The following is a 14,278-nucleotide window of genomic DNA, read 5'->3' as shown; positions in this document are numbered from 1 at the left end:
GATCGCGCCGATCGCGATGGAAGAGAAGCTCCGCTTCGCCATCCGCGAAGGCGGCCGCACCGTCGGCGCCGGCGTCGTCTCCAAGATCATCAAGTAACGAAAAGGCCCGGGCGGGTCCGATGGACCCGCCCTTCAGCCTGAGGGCACAAAAACATGCAAAGTCAGAATATCCGCATTCGGCTGAAGGCCTTCGACTACCGCGTTCTGGATGCCAGCACGCAGGAGATCGTGAACACCGCCAAGCGGACCGGCGCCCAGGTGCGCGGGCCCATTCCGCTGCCGAACAAGATCGAAAAATTCACGGTTCTTCGTGGCCCCCACATCGACAAGAAGTCCCGCGATCAATGGGAAATCCGCACGCACAAGCGGCTTCTCGACATCATCGACCCGACCCCCCAGACCGTGGACGCGCTGATGAAGCTCGACCTGGCTGCCGGTGTCGACGTCGAAATCAAGGTTTGAGGAGGGCACCAAAGATGCGCTCTGGAGTTATCGCAAAGAAGCTGGGCATGACCCGGCTGTTCATGGACGACGGCCGTCAGGTGCCGGTCACCGTCCTGCAGCTTGACGGCTGCCAGGTCGTGGCCCAGCGGACCGTCGAAACCGACGGCTACACCGCGGTCCAGCTGGGCGCGGGCTCGGCCAAGGCCAAGCGCGTGTCGGCCCCGATGCGCGGCCACTTCGCCAAGGCCAGCGTCGCGCCCAAGCGGAAGCTCGCGGAATTCCGCGTGGCCCCCGAAAACCTGATCGGCGTCGGTGAGGAAATCACGGCCGACCACTATTTCGAAGGCCAGTTCGTCGATGTCAGCGGCACGTCGATCGGTAAAGGCTTTGCCGGTGTCATGAAGCGGCACAATTTCGGCGGTCTGCGCGCCTCGCACGGCGTGTCGGTCAGCCACCGCTCGCATGGCTCGACCGGGCAATGTCAGGACCCGGGCCGCGTGTTCAAGGGCAAGAAGATGGCCGGTCACCTGGGCTCGGCCCGCGTCACCACGCAGAACCTGCAGGTGGTCAAGACCGACGCCGATCGTGGCCTGATCATGATCAAGGGGGCCGTCCCCGGCGCCAAGGGCGGCTGGGTCACCATCAAGGACGCGGTCAAGAAGGCGACCCCGGACAATCTGGTGCTGCCCGCGGCCCTGAAATCGGCCAAGGCCGAGGCGCCCGCTGCCGAAGCGACCGCCGAAGGAGGCGAAGAATGAAACTCGACGTGATCAAACTGGACGGCGCCAAGGCCGGCACCGTCGATCTCGGCGACGAGATCTTCGGCCTCGAGCCCCGCGCCGACATCCTGCACCGCGTGGTGCGCTGGCAGCGCGCCCGCGCGCAGGCTGGCACCCACAAGGTCAAGACCCGGTCCGAGACCAGCTACTCGACCAAGAAGATCTATCGCCAGAAGGGCACCGGTGGCGCGCGTCACGGGGACCGGAACGCGCCGATCTTCCGCAAGGGTGGCGTCTACAAGGGCCCGACCCCGCGCAGCCATGCCCACGACCTGCCGAAGAAATTCCGCAAGCTGGGCCTCAAGCACGCGCTCAGCGCCAAGCTGAAGGCGGGCGAACTGATCGTTCTGGAATCGGCCGAGATGGCCGCGCCCAAGACCTCGGATCTGGCCAAATCGGTCAAGAACCTGGGCTGGAAGCGCGTGCTGATCATCGATGGCGCCGAAGTGAACGAGAACTTCGCCATGGCGGCCCGCAACATCGAGGGTCTCGATGTGCTGCCGTCGATGGGCGCCAACGTCTATGACATCCTCCGCCGTGACACTCTGGTGCTTACGAAGGCGGGTGTCGAAGCCCTGGAGGCTCGACTGAAATGAGCGTGAAGCCCGAACATTACGACGTGATCCGCAAGCCGATCATCACCGAGAAAGCGACGATGGCTTCTGAAGCCAATGCCGTGGTCTTCGAGGTGGCGATGGACGCGAACAAGCCCGAGATCAAGGAAGCGGTGGAGAACCTCTTCGGCGTCAAGGTGAAGGCGGTCAACACCACCATCACCAAGGGCAAGGTCAAGCGGTTCAAGGGCATTCTCGGCCGCCGCAAGAACGTCAAGAAGGCCTATGTGACCCTCGAAGAGGGCAACACTATCGACGTGACCACCGGTCTCTGATAGAACGCCGCGAATCTTCGGCCCCGGTCCCGACCGGGGCCGGATTTTTTCTCCTCAAGGCGGGGTCTTCGGGCCCCTGACGACAACCGGACCATTCAGGTCCGAAGCTGACGGAAGACAGAAAGCATGGCACTCAAGTCGTACAAGCCGACGACGCCGGGCCAGCGTGGGCTGGTTCTGATCGACCGTTCCGAGCTTTGGAAAGGGCGCCCGGTCAAGACCCTCACCGAGGGCCTGACCAAATCGGGCGGCCGGAACAACGCCGGGCGGATCACGGCACGTCGCCGTGGCGGCGGGGCGAAGCGCCTCTACCGCATCGTTGATTTCAAGCGGACCAAGTTCGATGTGGTCGGCACCGTTGAACGGATCGAATACGACCCGAACCGGACCGCCTTCATCGCCCTGATCCGCTACGAGGATGGCGAACAGGCCTACATCCTGGCGCCGCAGCGCCTGGGCGTCGGCGACAAGGTCGTCGCCTCGAAGAAGGCCGACGTGAAGCCCGGCAACGCGATGCCCTTCACCGGCATGCCGATCGGCACGATCGTGCACAACGTCGAACTGAAGCCCGGCAAGGGCGGCCAGATCGCGCGTGCCGCGGGCACCTATGCCCAGTTCGTCGGCCGTGACGGCGGCTATGCCCAGATCCGGCTTTCGTCGGGCGAACTGCGCCTGGTCCGTCAGGAATGCATGGCGACCGTGGGCGCGGTGTCGAACCCCGACAACAGCAACCAGAACATCGGCAAGGCCGGCCGCAACCGCCATCTGGGCAAACGCCCGTCGGTCCGCGGCGTCGTGATGAACCCGATCGACCACCCCCATGGCGGCGGCGAAGGCCGGACTTCGGGTGGTCGTCACCCGGTGACCCCCTGGGGCAAGCCGACCAAAGGCGCCAAGACGCGCCGCAACAAGGCGACCGACAAGTACATCCTCCGGTCCCGTCACGCGCGCAAGAAGGGTCGCTAAGCCATGTCTCGTTCTGTCTGGAAAGGCCCCTTCGTCGACTCTTATGTCCTCAAGAAGGCCGAGAAAGCCCGCGAGTCGAGCCGCAACGAGGTCATCAAGATCTGGTCGCGCCGCTCCACCATCCTGCCCCAGTTCGTGGGGCTCACCTTTGGCGTCTACAACGGCCACAAGCATATTCCCGTGCTGGTGACCGAAGAGATGATCGGCCAGAAGTTCGGTGAATATTCGCCGACCCGGACCTATTACGGTCACGCGGCCGACAAGAAAGCGAAGAAGAGGTAAGCGTCATGGGCAAGGCAAAGAACCCCCGCCGCGTGGCCGAGAATGAAGCGATGGCCAAGACGCGCATGCTTCGCACCTCTCCGCAGAAGCTGAACCTGGTCGCCGCGATGATCCGCGGCAAGAAGGTCGACCGTGCGCTCGCCGATCTGACCTTCTCGAAGAAGCGGATCGCCGAAGACGTGAAGAAATGCCTTCAGTCCGCGATCGCCAACGCCGAGAACAACCATAACCTCGACGTCGACGAACTGATCGTGGCCGAGGCCTATGTGGGCAAGAACCTGACGCTGAAGCGCGGCCAGCCGCGTGCCCGTGGCCGTTTCGGCAAGATCATGAAGCCGTTCTCGGAACTCACCATCAAGGTCCGCCAGGTCGAGGAGCAAGCCTAATGGGTCACAAGGTCAATCCGATCGGCATGCGCCTCCAGGTCAACCGGACCTGGGACAGCCGCTGGTACGCCGACACCAAGGATTACGGCGATCTTCTTCTCGAAGACGTCAAGATGCGCGAGTTCATCAAGGACGAGTGCAAGCAGGCCGGCGTCAGCCGCATCATCATCGAGCGTCCGCACAAGAAATGCCGTGTGACGATCCACACGGCGCGTCCGGGCGTGATCATCGGCAAGAAAGGCGCGGATATCGAGACGCTGCGCAAGAAGCTTGCCAACATGACCAAGAGCGAGCTGCACCTCAATATCGTCGAGGTCCGCAAGCCCGAGCTTGACGGTCAGCTGGTGGCGGAATCGATCGCCCAGCAGCTGGAACGTCGGGTCAGCTTCCGCCGCGCGATGAAACGCTCGGTGCAGAACGCCATGCGCATGGGTGCGCTTGGCATCCGGGTCAACGTGTCGGGCCGCCTCGGCGGCGCCGAGATCGCCCGGACGGAATGGTATCGCGAAGGCCGGGTGCCGCTGCACACGCTGCGCGCCGACATCGACTATGCCACCGCCGAAGCCACGACGCCCTACGGCATCATCGGCATCAAGGTCTGGATCTTCAAAGGCGAGATCATGGAGCACGATCCCAGTGCCCGCGACCGTCGTCAGGCAGAGCTCCAGGAGGGCGGGAGCGGCCCGTCCCGTCCGCGCCGCTGAGCCCTGAAGGAGAACAGAGATGCTGCAACCCAAGCGCACGAAATTCCGCAAGATGCACAAGGGCCGGATTCACGGCCAGGCTAAAGGCGGATTCGAGCTCAACTTCGGCCATTTCGGCCTGAAGGCGACCGAGCCCGAGCGAGTGACCGCGCGTCAGATCGAGGCAGCTCGCCGCGCCCTGACCCGCCACATGAAACGTCAGGGCCGGGTCTGGATCCGGATCTTCCCCGACACCCCCGTCTCGTCCAAACCGACCGAGGTCCGGATGGGTAAAGGGAAGGGGTCTGTCGATTTCTGGGCCGCGAAGATCAAGCCCGGCCGGATCATGTTCGAGATCGACGGTGTCAACGAGACCATCGCCCGCGAGGCGCTGCGTCTGGCGGCCATGAAGCTGCCGATCAAGACCCGGATCGTCGAACGCGAAGACTGGTAATTCTGGTCGCCTGAAATCATGAGGGGCCCCCGCGCCAAGGCGGGGGCCTTTTCTTTCCGGTGGTTCCCGAACCGCGGCCCGGCCGGGCGAATGCGATCGGGGCTTGCTTTATTCGGGTTAGGGGCTTATGGGGGCCTCTCATCCGCTAACCTCCATCGGAATCAGGGTGACCCTCGCGAGAGGCTTGGGGCCCTCCGTTGATGTTGAAAGGACGAAAAAGGCGATGAACGCCCAGGAACTGCGAGACAAGACGCCCGACCAGCTGCGCGACGCGCTGGCGAGCCTGAAGAAAGAGGCCTTCAACCTGCGCTTTCAGCAGGCCACGAACGCGCTCGAGAACACCGCCCGCATCCGCGAAGTCCGCCGCGACGTCGCCCGCGTGAAAACGGTGCTGAACGAAAAAGCCGCCAAGGCGTCGGAATAAGGGGAGCCTGACAGATGCCCAAACGTATCCTGCAAGGCACCGTGACCAGCGATCTGAACGATCAGACCGTCACCGTCCTGGTCGAACGCCGCTTCACGCACCCCGTGCTGAAGAAGACCATCCGTAAGTCCAAGAAATACCGGGCTCACGACGAGAACAACACCTTCAAGGTGGGCGACATGGTCCGCATTCAGGAATGCGCGCCCAAGTCGAAGACGAAACGCTGGGAGGTGGTGGCGCAGGTCTGACCTGTACCGCCTTCCGGTTTGAGCGAAACCCTGGGACCAGTTCCCAAAGGTCGGGAGAAACCAAATGATCCAGATGCAGACCAATCTGGATGTCGCTGACAACTCCGGCGCACGCCGGGTGCAGTGCATCAAGGTCCTCGGTGGGTCCAAGCGGAAATACGCTTCGGTCGGCGACATCATCGTCGTTTCCGTGAAAGAAGCCATTCCGCGCGGCCGCGTCAAGAAAGGCGATGTCCGCAAGGCTGTCGTCGTGCGCACGGCCAAGGAAGTCCGCCGCGAGGACGGCACCGCGATCCGCTTCGATCGCAACGCCGCCGTGATCCTCAATAACAACAACGAACCTGTCGGCACCCGGATCTTCGGGCCCGTCGTGCGCGAACTGCGTGCGAAGAACTTCATGAAGATCATCTCGCTGGCTCCGGAGGTGCTCTGATGGCTGCCAAGCTGAAAAAGGGCGACAAGGTCGTCGTGCTCGCCGGCAAGGACAAGGGTCGTGAAGGCACCATCCTGTCGGTCGACCCCAAGGCCGGCAAGGCCGTGGTGGAGGGCCTGAACATGGCGGTCCGTCACCAGCGCCAGACCCAGACCAGCCAGGGCGGCCGCATGCCGAAAGCCATGCCGATCGACCTGTCGAACCTCGCCATGGTCGACCCCAAAGAGGGCGGCCCGACCCGCGTCGGCTTCCGCGTGGAAGACGGCAAGAAGGTTCGCTTTGCCAAGAAATCGGGGGAAGTGATCGATGCTTGATGCTGCCACCTACACCCCGCGCCTCAAGTCGCTCTACCGGGAAACCATCCGGGCCGCTCTGAAGGAAGAGTTCGGCTACAAGAACGACATGATGATCCCGCGGCTCGACAAGATCGTGCTGAACATCGGCTGCGGTGCCGAAGCGGTGCGCGATTCCAAGAAGTCGAAATCCGCCCAGGAAGACCTGAGCCGGATCGCCGGTCAGAAAGCGGTCATCACCAAGGCCAAGAAGTCGATCGCCGGCTTCCGGGTCCGTGAGGACATGCCGCTCGGCACCAAGGTCACGCTGCGCGGCGACCGGATGTACGAATTCCTCGACCGCCTGATCACCATCGCGATGCCGCGCATCCGGGACTTCCGGGGCGTCTCGGGCAAGGCCTTCGACGGCCGCGGCAACTACGCGATGGGCCTGAAAGAGCACATCGTGTTCCCCGAGATCGAGTACGACAAGGTCGACGAGGTCTGGGGCATGGATATCGTCATTGCCACCACCGCGCGTACCGACGCGGAAGCGAAGGCGCTGTTGAAGCATTTCAACATGCCGTTCAACAGCTGATCGCGGGAGGGAGAACACCACATGGCTAAGAAATCTATGGTCGAGCGCGAACTCAAGCGCCAGCGCCTGGTGGAGAAATACGCCGCCAAACGCGCCAAGCTGAAAGAGATCGCGACCAACGAGGATCTTCCGATGGAAGAGCGGTTCAAGGCGCGCCTCAAGCTCGCCAAGCTGCCGCGCAATTCCTCGGCAACCCGGCTGCACAACCGCTGCCAGCTCACCGGGCGTCCGCACGCCTATTACCGCAAGTTGAAAATCTCGCGGATCATGCTGCGCGATCTGGGCTCGATGGGCCAGATCCCCGGCATGGTGAAGTCGAGCTGGTAAGGAGGGGAAGAGATGTCCGTGAACGATCCTCTCGGCGATATGCTGACCCGCATCCGCAACGCGCAGATGCGTGGCAAATCGACGGTGCGTACGCCCGCCTCCAAGCTTCGCGCCTGGGTGCTCGACGTGCTGAAAGACGAAGGCTACATCCGCGGCTACGAGGCCACGACCGGCAAGACCGGCCTGCCCGAGCTGGAAGTCAGCCTGAAATACTATGAAGGCCAGCCGGTCATTCGCGAAGTCAAGCGCGTCTCAACCCCCGGCCGGCGCGTCTACATGAGCGTGAAGGACCTGCCCTCGGTGCGCCAAGGTCTGGGTGTGTCGATCGTGTCGACGTCCAAGGGCGTGATGTCGGATGCGGCTGCGCGGTCGGCGAATGTCGGCGGCGAAGTGCTCTGCACGGTGTTCTAAGGAGGAAGGCAATGTCTCGTATTGGTAAGAAACCGGTCGAGCTGCCGTCGGGTGTTTCGGCATCCGTCTCCGGCCAGACCGTCGAAGTGAAGGGGCCCAAGGGCACCCGCAGCTTTACCGCGACCGACGATGTCACCATCGCGGTCGAGGATAACGCCGTCAGCGTCACGCCGCGCGGCACGTCGAAGCGCGCCCGTCAGCAATGGGGCATGTCCCGGACGATGGTTCAGAACCTCGTCAAGGGCGTGACCGAGGGCTTCAAGCGCGAGCTTGAGATCCAGGGCGTCGGCTACCGGGCCGCGATGCAGGGCAACGTGCTCAAGCTGAACCTCGGCTACTCGCACGAAGTCAACTTCGAGGTTCCGCAGGGCATCACCGTGACCGCCCCGAAACCGACCGAGATCGTGGTGGAAGGCATCGACCAGCAACAGGTCGGCCAGGTTGCCGCGAACATCCGCGAGTGGCGCGGCCCCGAGCCCTACAAGGGCAAGGGCATCCGCTACAAGGGTGAGTTCATCTTCCGTAAGGAAGGCAAGAAGAAGTAAGGGCGCGACAGATGGCAAACAGCAAAAGACACCTGTTCCTGAAACGCCGCCTGCGCGTTCGGAACAAGCTTCGCAAGATGAATGCCGGGCGGCTTCGCCTGTCGGTTCATCGCAGCAACAAGAACATCAGCGTGCAGCTGATCGACGACGTTCAGGGCGTGACCCTGGCCGCGGCCTCCTCGCTCGAGAAAGAGCTGGGCGTCATCGGCAAGAACAACGTCGAGGCGGCGGCCAAGGTGGGCTCGGCCATCGCCGAGCGCGCCAAGAAAGCCGGCGTCGAGGAATGCTACTTCGACCGCGGCGGCTTCCTCTTTCACGGCAGCGTCAAGGCTCTGGCCGACGCCGCGCGTGAAGGCGGCCTGAAGTTCTAAGGAGACGAGATATGGCAGAACGTGAGAACCGCCGGGACCGTCGCGATCGCGAGGAAACCCCGGAATTCGCCGATCGTCTCGTGGCGATCAACCGCGTGTCCAAGACCGTGAAGGGGGGCAAGCGCTTCGGCTTTGCCGCTCTCGTGGTGGTGGGCGACCAGAAGGGCCGCGTCGGCTTCGGCAAGGGCAAGGCCAAGGAAGTGCCCGAGGCGATCCGCAAGGCGACCGAGCAGGCCAAACGCAGCCTGATGCGCGTCCCGCTGCGCGAAGGCCGCACCCTGCACCATGACATTGAGGGCCGCCATGGTGCGGGCCGCGTTGTGATGCGCACCGCCCCGCAAGGGACCGGGATCATCGCCGGCGGTCCGATGCGCGCCGTGTTCGAGATGCTGGGCGTCCAGGACGTGGTCGCCAAGTCGATCGGTTCGCAGAACCCCTACAACATGATCCGCGCGACGCTGGACGGGCTTGCCCGCGAAAGCTCGCCGCGTCAGGTTGCGCAACGCCGTGGCAAGAAGGTCGCTGAAATCCTCAAGAAGGACGATGCGCCGGTTGCCGAAGCGGCCGAAGCGTAAGGAGATCCGAGCATGGCCAAGACCATCGTCGTCAAGCAGATCGGCTCGCCGATCCGCCGCCCCGACATCCAGCGCCGAACCCTGATCGGTCTGGGGCTGAACAAGATGCACAAGACCCGGGAACTGGAAGACACCCCCGCGATCCGCGGCATGGTCGCCAAGATCCCGCACCTGGTCGAGATCATCGAAGAGCGCGGCTGATCGCCCGTTCGCAGATCTGAAAGGCGCTCCGGGAACCCGGGGCGCCTTTGCCGTTTCGCGGGGACGCTGCGGCGCGGGCAGGGCAGGGCAAGACGGGGAGGGCAGGGCGCCGGAAGCGGGCGCCTGCGAATCCCTTGCTTCGCGGCGGCTCTGCGTCTATACGCCCCCGGTGGCCCCGCAGGGCCGCCCGGAAACAGTCAAGAAACGCCGTGGCCGCCCAATTCGCTTCGGGGGCGCGTCCGGCAAAGGAGAAGCGACATGAAACTGCATGAACTGCGCGACAATGACGGCGCCGCAAAGAAGGCCAAACGGGTCGGCCGCGGCCCGGGCTCGGGCAAGGGCAAGACCGCCGGTCGCGGTATCAAGGGTCAGAAATCCCGCTCGGGCGTGGCGATCAACGGGTATGAAGGCGGTCAGATGCCGCTCTACCAACGTCTGCCCAAGCGCGGCTTCAACAAGCCGAACCGCAAGGACTATGCGGTGGTGAACCTGGGCCTGATCCAGAAATTCGTCGAGGCCGGCAAACTCGATGGCTCGGCCGCGATCACCGAAGACGCGCTGGTCGCCTCGGGTCTGGTGCGCCGCAAGCTCGACGGCATCCGCGTGCTGGCGAAAGGCGAAGTGACGTCGAAGCTTTCGATCGAAGTTACCGGTGCCTCGAAAGCCGCCATCGAGGCGGTCGAGAAGGCCGGCGGGTCGCTCAAGGTCGCGACCGTTGCGGCCGAGGCCGCGTAAGGCTTCGAATTAAGGGATTGTGGGCGGCGTCCGCGCCGCTTAAATCTCCCCTAGTTTTCCAATGCGCCGCCGGAGCCGGAAGACGGTCCGGCGGCGCTGTCCTTGAAAGAGGCTCAGCATGGCATCAGCAGCAGAGCAAATGGCGGCGAACATGAGCTGGGGGGCCTTTGGCAAGGCCACCGAGCTTCGCCAGAGGATCCTGTTCACCCTGGGGCTTCTGATCGTCTACCGGCTTGGCACCTACATCCCCGTTCCCGGCATCGACGGGGCGGCGCTTCGCGACTTCATGGAGCGCGCTTCGACCGGGCTCGGCGGCATCCTGTCGATGTTCACCGGCGGCGCGCTGGGACGGATGGGGATCTTCGCTCTGGGGATCATGCCGTATATCTCGGCCTCGATCATCGTCCAGCTTCTGGCGGCGATGGTTCCGCAGCTCGAGGCGCTCAAGAAAGAGGGCGAACAGGGCCGCAAGAAGATCAACCAGTATACCCGCTATGGCACGGTGTTCCTGGCGGCGTTCCAGGCTTACGGGCTGGCGGTCAGCCTCGAGGCGGGCAACCTCGCGACCGATCCGGGCTGGTTCTTCCGGGCCTCAACGGTGATCACCATCGTCGGCGGCACCATGTTCCTGATGTGGCTCGGCGAACAGATCACCGCCCGCGGCGTCGGTAACGGCATCTCGCTGATCATCTTCGTGGGCATCATCGCCCAGGCCCCGGCGGCGCTGGCGCAGTTCCTCAGCCAGGGGCGGTCGGGCGCGATCCATCCGGGCGTGATCATCGGCGTGCTGGTGATGGTCGTTCTGGTGATCGCCTTCGTGGTCTTCATGGAACGCGCGCTGCGCAAGATCCATATCCAGTATCCGCGCCGTCAGGTCGGCATGAAGATGTATGACGGCGGGTCGAGCCACCTGCCGGTCAAGGTCAACCCGGCGGGCGTGATCCCGGCGATCTTCGCCTCGTCGCTGCTTCTGCTGCCGACCACGATCTCGACCTTCTCGGGCACCCAGACCGGGCCGGTGATGTCGGTGATCCTGGCCTATTTCGGACCCGGTCAGCCGCTGTACCTGCTGTTCTTCTCGGCCATGATCGTGTTCTTCACCTACTTCTACACGTTCAACGTGGCCTTCAAGACCGAGGACGTGGCCGACAACCTCAAGAACCAGAACGGCTTCATCCCCGGCATTCGTCCCGGCAAGCGGACCCAGGACTATCTGGACTATGTCGTGACGCGGGTCCTGGTGCTGGGCTCGGCCTATCTGGCGCTGGTGTGTCTGCTGCCCGAGATCCTGCGGTCGCAACTGGCCATTCCGTTCTACTTCGGCGGCACGTCCGTCCTGATCGTGGTGTCGGTGACGATGGACACGATCCAACAGATCCAGTCCCACCTGCTGGCGCATCAGTACGAGGGGCTGATCGAAAAATCGCAACTCAGGCGCAAGCGCAAAGGCGCAAGAAAAGGGACAGCTCGCAGATGAACATCATCCTACTGGGCCCGCCCGGAGCCGGTAAGGGCACGCAAGCCCGCCGGCTCGTGGAGGAACGGGGCATGACCCAGCTTTCCACCGGTGACATGCTGCGCGAGGCGCGCAGTTCGGGCACCGAGATGGGACGGAAGGTGGCCGAGGTCATGGACCGCGGCGAACTGGTGACCGACGAGATCGTGATCGGCCTGATCGCCGAGAAGCTTGAGGCGGGCGCCGGGGGCGGGTTCATCTTCGACGGCTTTCCGCGGACGCTGGCCCAGGCCGATGCGCTTGGCGCGTTGCTGGACCGGATGGGGCAGAAGCTCGATGCCGTGATCGAGATGCGGGTCGATGACGAGGCGCTGGTCGCCCGGATCACCGCGCGCTCGACCTGCGGCAGCTGCGGCGAGGTCTATAACGACCTGACCAGGCCGATCCCGGCCGACGGCAAATGCACCAAATGCGGCGGCACCGAGTTCAAGCGCCGGGCCGACGACAACGAGACCAGCCTGCGTCAGCGGCTGATGGAATACTACAAGAAGACCTCGCCGCTGATCGGCTATTACTATGCCAAGGGCGATCTGACCGGGGTCGACGGTCTGGCCGAGATCGACGAGGTCTCGGGTGCGATCAAGGCCATTCTCGACTCCTGATCCGGCACGGATCCGCACGGCCCGCCCCAGCAGGGCGGCGGGCCGTCACACCTCGTCGGGCTTTCTGATCTGGGCGGCGAATTCGGGGATGCGGGGTTCGATATAGGCATAGAAGGCCTTGTTCCGTTCGCCCGGGTCCTTGATGCCCTTGATCTGCGCGATGGCGGCGTTCAGCACGTTCACCACCTTCTTGCTGGTCTGGAACTTGGCGGCCAGCCCGCGCGACGGGTGCCAGCCGGTGACGACGCCTTCGAGCGTGGTGAACACCTCGAACAGCTTCCTGTCCTTGGGCGGTGCTCCGGTCGTGGGGTCGAAGGCGGTGTCGGGATCGGTGACGGGTTCGATCCAGTCGGGCAGCTTGTCCTTGGGGGTCTTGACCAGCTGGTTTGACAGCCAGCTCTTGAAGGCACGGTCCCAGGCCTTGGCGGCCGCCTTCTTGCGCTCTTCCTCGGTCTTGGTCGCGTCGGTCTTGTCGTAAAGCTTGGCCAGAAGCTTGGGCGAGCCGTCCTTGAAGATCTTGCGGGCCTTGCTCATGTCCATGTTGAACTGCTGGGTCTCGCGCTCGGGTGTCTGCTCCTTTTCCGGTCCGCTGCCATGGGTCGTCCGGATGCGCCCGCCCTCGGGGAAATAGACGCTGCCGATGATGCCGTCCTTCAGGCTGCAGATCAGCGTCACCTCCTCGTTGCCGCCAAGCTCGTCCAGCGCCCATTTCGGGATGCCGGTTTCCTTCTTCCAGGCCGGCGTCTCGTTCTGGCCGTAGGTGGGCAGGAAGGGGCTGGGCGAGGTGTCGACCTCGCGCTGCAGGGGCGGTCCGAGGGCGCGCAACCGCTGGACAGGGGCGCTGATCTCTGCAAGGCCCCTGAGGGTATCGAGCGTGGCGGTCGCGGGCATGGAAGAGGATGCCTGGCCCGGCGCGGCTGCGGTCCTGACGGGCGCGCGCGGACGGGACCGTGTGGCAGAAGACTTCACGCGGGTCCTCCTTTCTGGCAGGACATGCGGACGCCGCTGCCGCGGCCCGCGGGCGAGGGATACAACCGAAAGGATAGCGCCCCGGCGGCCCCCGGTCCATCGCGATGGCTGCCCAGGTGCGATGCGGCGCATGGGTGGCAAATCGTCGAAATGGATCTTGACAGCTTACGAATACCCTTGACGGGTGCGTGGAATCGCCCTACGCACGGCGTCTCGATAGAGAATCGACCAATTGCCGCAGGCGGGTGAAGCTGACCCGAATCGGCGGTCCGATCAAGGCGGCCCGGAGGCGACAGGCTTTCGGGCCATAGTTGTGAAAAAAGGTTCTGGAGCGACGGAACCGCAACGAAAGGAATATTGCGCGTGGCACGTATTGCTGGCGTCAACATCCCCACCGGGAAACGGGTGCCGATCGCCCTGACCTACATCCATGGCATCGGGCCGACCACGGCCGACGCGATCTGCGAGGCCGTCGGCATCGACAAGACCCGCCGGGTCAACGAGCTGTCGGACGCCGAGGTGCTGTCGATCCGCGAACATATCGACGCCAACCTGACCGTCGAGGGCGACCTGCGCCGCGAAGTTCAGATGAACATCAAGCGCCTGATGGACCTCGGCTGCTATCGCGGCCTGCGTCACCGCCGCAACCTGCCGGTTCGCGGTCAGCGGACGCATACCAACGCCCGTACCCGCAAGGGCCCGGCGAAACCCATCGCCGGCAAGAAGAAATAAGGGAGGGCTCGAGATATGGCACGCGATAAAACCCGGGTCCGCCGCAAGGAACGCAAGAACATCGCCGCCGGTGTGGCGCATGTGAACTCGTCCTTCAACAACACCAAGATCCTGATCTCGGACGTTCAGGGCAACGCCATCGCCTGGTCGTCGGCCGGGACCATGGGCTTCAAGGGCTCGCGCAAGTCGACCCCCTATGCCGCCCAGATGGCTGCCGAGGATGCCGGCCGCAAGGCTCAGGAACATGGCGTCAAGACGCTCGAAGTCGAAGTGCAGGGCCCCGGTTCGGGCCGTGAAAGCGCGCTGCGTGCGCTGGCTGCCATCGGCTTCAACATCACGTCGATTCGCGACGTGACCCCGATCGCGCATAACGGCTGCCGTCCGCCGAAACGCCGCCGGGTCTGATTTCGAACCTTTCGCTCGGGCTGCGCGGCTT

General features: G+C 64.0%; 27 protein-coding genes. 26 read left to right on the top strand and 1 reads right to left on the bottom strand.

Features of this window, described 5'->3' with window-relative positions:
- The 24 genes from C8N38_RS22175 to C8N38_RS19610 form a co-directional block, all read left to right on the top strand.
- On the top strand, window positions 1-97 hold a 97-nt coding region (locus C8N38_RS22175), incomplete at its 5' end, for an EF-Tu C-terminal domain-related protein (protein WP_146176322.1).
- A 56-nt stretch (window positions 98-153) separates the two neighbouring features.
- Complete coding sequence (rpsJ, locus tag C8N38_RS19720; RefSeq protein WP_042456850.1) at window positions 154-462, top strand: 30S ribosomal protein S10; 309 nt, start codon at window positions 154-156, stop codon at window positions 460-462.
- A gap of 14 nt (window positions 463-476) precedes the next feature.
- Window positions 477-1,202 carry a 50S ribosomal protein L3 gene (gene rplC, locus C8N38_RS19715; RefSeq protein WP_108028836.1) on the top strand — a complete coding sequence of 242 codons (726 nt, stop codon included), beginning with the start codon at window positions 477-479 and terminating at the stop codon, window positions 1,200-1,202.
- Complete coding sequence (gene rplD, locus C8N38_RS19710) at window positions 1,199-1,819, top strand: 50S ribosomal protein L4 (RefSeq protein ID WP_108028835.1); 621 nt, start codon at window positions 1,199-1,201, stop codon at window positions 1,817-1,819. Before rplC ends, rplD begins: the two co-directional genes overlap by 4 nt.
- Window positions 1,816-2,112, top strand: coding sequence for a 50S ribosomal protein L23 (locus C8N38_RS19705; protein WP_042456841.1), 297 nt, complete (start codon window positions 1,816-1,818; stop codon window positions 2,110-2,112). Before rplD ends, C8N38_RS19705 begins: the two co-directional genes overlap by 4 nt.
- 126 nt (window positions 2,113-2,238) lie before the next feature.
- The gene (rplB, locus tag C8N38_RS19700; RefSeq protein ID WP_108028834.1) at window positions 2,239-3,078 is read left to right on the top strand and encodes a 50S ribosomal protein L2; all 840 of its coding nucleotides are present in this window, start codon (window positions 2,239-2,241) and stop codon (window positions 3,076-3,078) included.
- Between the two features lie 3 nt (window positions 3,079-3,081).
- On the top strand, window positions 3,082-3,360 hold the full coding sequence (rpsS, locus tag C8N38_RS19695; protein WP_108028833.1) for a 30S ribosomal protein S19: 279 nt from the start codon (window positions 3,082-3,084) through the stop codon (window positions 3,358-3,360).
- A gap of 5 nt (window positions 3,361-3,365) precedes the next feature.
- A complete protein-coding gene (rplV, locus tag C8N38_RS19690) occupies window positions 3,366-3,746 on the top strand; it encodes a 50S ribosomal protein L22 (RefSeq protein WP_108028832.1) in 381 nt (126 codons plus the stop codon).
- On the top strand, window positions 3,746-4,450 hold the full coding sequence (gene rpsC, locus C8N38_RS19685) for a 30S ribosomal protein S3 (protein WP_075784665.1): 705 nt from the start codon (window positions 3,746-3,748) through the stop codon (window positions 4,448-4,450). The genes rplV and rpsC overlap by 1 nt, the downstream gene beginning before the upstream one ends.
- Window positions 4,451-4,469: 19 nt before the next feature.
- On the top strand, window positions 4,470-4,883 hold the full coding sequence (gene rplP / locus C8N38_RS19680; protein WP_075784666.1) for a 50S ribosomal protein L16: 414 nt from the start codon (window positions 4,470-4,472) through the stop codon (window positions 4,881-4,883).
- 223 nt (window positions 4,884-5,106) lie between these two features.
- Window positions 5,107-5,307, top strand: a complete 201-nt coding sequence (rpmC, locus tag C8N38_RS19675; protein ID WP_108028831.1) for a 50S ribosomal protein L29 — start codon at window positions 5,107-5,109, stop codon at window positions 5,305-5,307.
- Between the two features lie 14 nt (window positions 5,308-5,321).
- Window positions 5,322-5,555, top strand: a complete 234-nt coding sequence (gene rpsQ / locus C8N38_RS19670) for a 30S ribosomal protein S17 (RefSeq protein ID WP_108028830.1) — start codon at window positions 5,322-5,324, stop codon at window positions 5,553-5,555.
- A gap of 64 nt (window positions 5,556-5,619) precedes the next feature.
- Window positions 5,620-5,988, top strand: a complete 369-nt coding sequence (rplN, locus tag C8N38_RS19665) for a 50S ribosomal protein L14 (RefSeq protein ID WP_005621870.1) — start codon at window positions 5,620-5,622, stop codon at window positions 5,986-5,988.
- A complete protein-coding gene (gene rplX / locus C8N38_RS19660) occupies window positions 5,988-6,302 on the top strand; it encodes a 50S ribosomal protein L24 (protein WP_108028829.1) in 315 nt (104 codons plus the stop codon). Before rplN ends, rplX begins: the two co-directional genes overlap by 1 nt.
- On the top strand, window positions 6,295-6,858 hold the full coding sequence (gene rplE, locus C8N38_RS19655; RefSeq protein ID WP_108028828.1) for a 50S ribosomal protein L5: 564 nt from the start codon (window positions 6,295-6,297) through the stop codon (window positions 6,856-6,858). The genes rplX and rplE overlap by 8 nt, the downstream gene beginning before the upstream one ends.
- A gap of 21 nt (window positions 6,859-6,879) precedes the next feature.
- Window positions 6,880-7,185, top strand: a complete 306-nt coding sequence (rpsN, locus tag C8N38_RS19650) for a 30S ribosomal protein S14 (protein WP_075784671.1) — start codon at window positions 6,880-6,882, stop codon at window positions 7,183-7,185.
- A gap of 12 nt (window positions 7,186-7,197) precedes the next feature.
- On the top strand, window positions 7,198-7,596 hold the full coding sequence (gene rpsH, locus C8N38_RS19645) for a 30S ribosomal protein S8 (protein ID WP_108028827.1): 399 nt from the start codon (window positions 7,198-7,200) through the stop codon (window positions 7,594-7,596).
- 11 nt (window positions 7,597-7,607) lie between these two features.
- Entirely contained in the window at window positions 7,608-8,141 is a 534-nt protein-coding gene (gene rplF / locus C8N38_RS19640; RefSeq protein ID WP_108028826.1) for a 50S ribosomal protein L6, read from the top strand.
- Window positions 8,142-8,152: 11 nt separating this feature from the next.
- Window positions 8,153-8,512 carry a 50S ribosomal protein L18 gene (rplR, locus tag C8N38_RS19635; protein ID WP_075784673.1) on the top strand — a complete coding sequence of 120 codons (360 nt, stop codon included), beginning with the start codon at window positions 8,153-8,155 and terminating at the stop codon, window positions 8,510-8,512.
- 11 nt (window positions 8,513-8,523) lie between these two features.
- Entirely contained in the window at window positions 8,524-9,087 is a 564-nt protein-coding gene (gene rpsE / locus C8N38_RS19630; RefSeq protein WP_075784674.1) for a 30S ribosomal protein S5, read from the top strand.
- 12 nt (window positions 9,088-9,099) lie between these two features.
- The gene (gene rpmD, locus C8N38_RS19625; RefSeq protein WP_075784675.1) at window positions 9,100-9,288 is read left to right on the top strand and encodes a 50S ribosomal protein L30; all 189 of its coding nucleotides are present in this window, start codon (window positions 9,100-9,102) and stop codon (window positions 9,286-9,288) included.
- A gap of 258 nt (window positions 9,289-9,546) precedes the next feature.
- Window positions 9,547-10,023 (top strand): 50S ribosomal protein L15, encoded by a 477-nt coding sequence (gene rplO, locus C8N38_RS19620; protein ID WP_108028825.1) that lies wholly within the window; start codon window positions 9,547-9,549, stop codon window positions 10,021-10,023.
- Between the two features lie 118 nt (window positions 10,024-10,141).
- Window positions 10,142-11,500, top strand: coding sequence for a preprotein translocase subunit SecY (secY, locus tag C8N38_RS19615; RefSeq protein ID WP_108028824.1), 1,359 nt, complete (start codon window positions 10,142-10,144; stop codon window positions 11,498-11,500).
- Window positions 11,497-12,141, top strand: a complete 645-nt coding sequence (locus C8N38_RS19610; protein WP_108028823.1) for an adenylate kinase — start codon at window positions 11,497-11,499, stop codon at window positions 12,139-12,141. The genes secY and C8N38_RS19610 overlap by 4 nt, the downstream gene beginning before the upstream one ends.
- Window positions 12,142-12,186: 45 nt before the next feature.
- Here the strand turns inward: C8N38_RS19610 and C8N38_RS19605 are convergent, their stop codons facing one another.
- Window positions 12,187-13,032 (bottom strand): hypothetical protein, encoded by an 846-nt coding sequence (locus C8N38_RS19605; protein ID WP_108028822.1) that lies wholly within the window; start codon window positions 13,030-13,032, stop codon window positions 12,187-12,189.
- Window positions 13,033-13,473: 441 nt separating this feature from the next.
- Here C8N38_RS19605 and rpsM point away from each other — a divergent pair, with 441 nt between their 5' ends.
- On the top strand, window positions 13,474-13,842 hold the full coding sequence (rpsM, locus tag C8N38_RS19600; RefSeq protein ID WP_075784680.1) for a 30S ribosomal protein S13: 369 nt from the start codon (window positions 13,474-13,476) through the stop codon (window positions 13,840-13,842).
- Between the two features lie 15 nt (window positions 13,843-13,857).
- Window positions 13,858-14,247, top strand: coding sequence for a 30S ribosomal protein S11 (rpsK, locus tag C8N38_RS19595; RefSeq protein ID WP_075784681.1), 390 nt, complete (start codon window positions 13,858-13,860; stop codon window positions 14,245-14,247).
- Window positions 14,248-14,278 lie beyond the last annotated feature (31 nt).

It is taken from the genome of Rhodovulum kholense (assembly GCF_003053725.1).
GTDB lineage: Bacteria > Pseudomonadota > Alphaproteobacteria > Rhodobacterales > Rhodobacteraceae > Rhodovulum > Rhodovulum kholense.
Note: the sequence above shows the minus strand (reverse complement) of the source record. Positions and strands in the feature narration are given on the sequence as shown.

Excerpts from the sequence above, each read along its gene's own strand:
- rpsS (WP_108028833.1), top strand. The coding sequence starts at position 3,082 with ATGTCTCGTTCTGTCTGGAAAGGCCCCTTCGTCGACTCTTATGTCCTC.
- C8N38_RS19705 (WP_042456841.1), top strand. The coding sequence starts at position 1,816 with ATGAGCGTGAAGCCCGAACATTACGACGTGATCCGCAAGCCGATCATC.
- rplB (WP_108028834.1), top strand. The coding sequence starts at position 2,239 with ATGGCACTCAAGTCGTACAAGCCGACGACGCCGGGCCAGCGTGGGCTG.
- rplP (WP_075784666.1), top strand. The coding sequence starts at position 4,470 with ATGCTGCAACCCAAGCGCACGAAATTCCGCAAGATGCACAAGGGCCGG.
- rpsQ (WP_108028830.1), top strand. The coding sequence starts at position 5,322 with ATGCCCAAACGTATCCTGCAAGGCACCGTGACCAGCGATCTGAACGAT.
- rplD (WP_108028835.1), top strand. The coding sequence starts at position 1,199 with ATGAAACTCGACGTGATCAAACTGGACGGCGCCAAGGCCGGCACCGTC.
- rpsE (WP_075784674.1), top strand. The coding sequence starts at position 8,524 with ATGGCAGAACGTGAGAACCGCCGGGACCGTCGCGATCGCGAGGAAACC.
- rplR (WP_075784673.1), top strand. The coding sequence starts at position 8,153 with ATGGCAAACAGCAAAAGACACCTGTTCCTGAAACGCCGCCTGCGCGTT.
- rplX (WP_108028829.1), top strand. The coding sequence starts at position 5,988 with ATGGCTGCCAAGCTGAAAAAGGGCGACAAGGTCGTCGTGCTCGCCGGC.
- rpsJ (WP_042456850.1), top strand. The coding sequence starts at position 154 with ATGCAAAGTCAGAATATCCGCATTCGGCTGAAGGCCTTCGACTACCGC.
- rplV (WP_108028832.1), top strand. The coding sequence starts at position 3,366 with ATGGGCAAGGCAAAGAACCCCCGCCGCGTGGCCGAGAATGAAGCGATG.
- secY (WP_108028824.1), top strand. The coding sequence starts at position 10,142 with ATGGCATCAGCAGCAGAGCAAATGGCGGCGAACATGAGCTGGGGGGCC.
- rplO (WP_108028825.1), top strand. The coding sequence starts at position 9,547 with ATGAAACTGCATGAACTGCGCGACAATGACGGCGCCGCAAAGAAGGCC.
- rpsN (WP_075784671.1), top strand. The coding sequence starts at position 6,880 with ATGGCTAAGAAATCTATGGTCGAGCGCGAACTCAAGCGCCAGCGCCTG.
- C8N38_RS19605 (WP_108028822.1), bottom strand. The coding sequence starts at position 13,032 with ATGCCCGCGACCGCCACGCTCGATACCCTCAGGGGCCTTGCAGAGATC.
- rplN (WP_005621870.1), top strand. The coding sequence starts at position 5,620 with ATGATCCAGATGCAGACCAATCTGGATGTCGCTGACAACTCCGGCGCA.
- rpsK (WP_075784681.1), top strand. The coding sequence starts at position 13,858 with ATGGCACGCGATAAAACCCGGGTCCGCCGCAAGGAACGCAAGAACATC.
- rpmC (WP_108028831.1), top strand. The coding sequence starts at position 5,107 with ATGAACGCCCAGGAACTGCGAGACAAGACGCCCGACCAGCTGCGCGAC.
- rpmD (WP_075784675.1), top strand. The coding sequence starts at position 9,100 with ATGGCCAAGACCATCGTCGTCAAGCAGATCGGCTCGCCGATCCGCCGC.
- C8N38_RS19610 (WP_108028823.1), top strand. The coding sequence starts at position 11,497 with ATGAACATCATCCTACTGGGCCCGCCCGGAGCCGGTAAGGGCACGCAA.
- rpsC (WP_075784665.1), top strand. The coding sequence starts at position 3,746 with ATGGGTCACAAGGTCAATCCGATCGGCATGCGCCTCCAGGTCAACCGG.
- rplE (WP_108028828.1), top strand. The coding sequence starts at position 6,295 with ATGCTTGATGCTGCCACCTACACCCCGCGCCTCAAGTCGCTCTACCGG.
- rpsH (WP_108028827.1), top strand. The coding sequence starts at position 7,198 with ATGTCCGTGAACGATCCTCTCGGCGATATGCTGACCCGCATCCGCAAC.
- rplF (WP_108028826.1), top strand. The coding sequence starts at position 7,608 with ATGTCTCGTATTGGTAAGAAACCGGTCGAGCTGCCGTCGGGTGTTTCG.
- rplC (WP_108028836.1), top strand. The coding sequence starts at position 477 with ATGCGCTCTGGAGTTATCGCAAAGAAGCTGGGCATGACCCGGCTGTTC.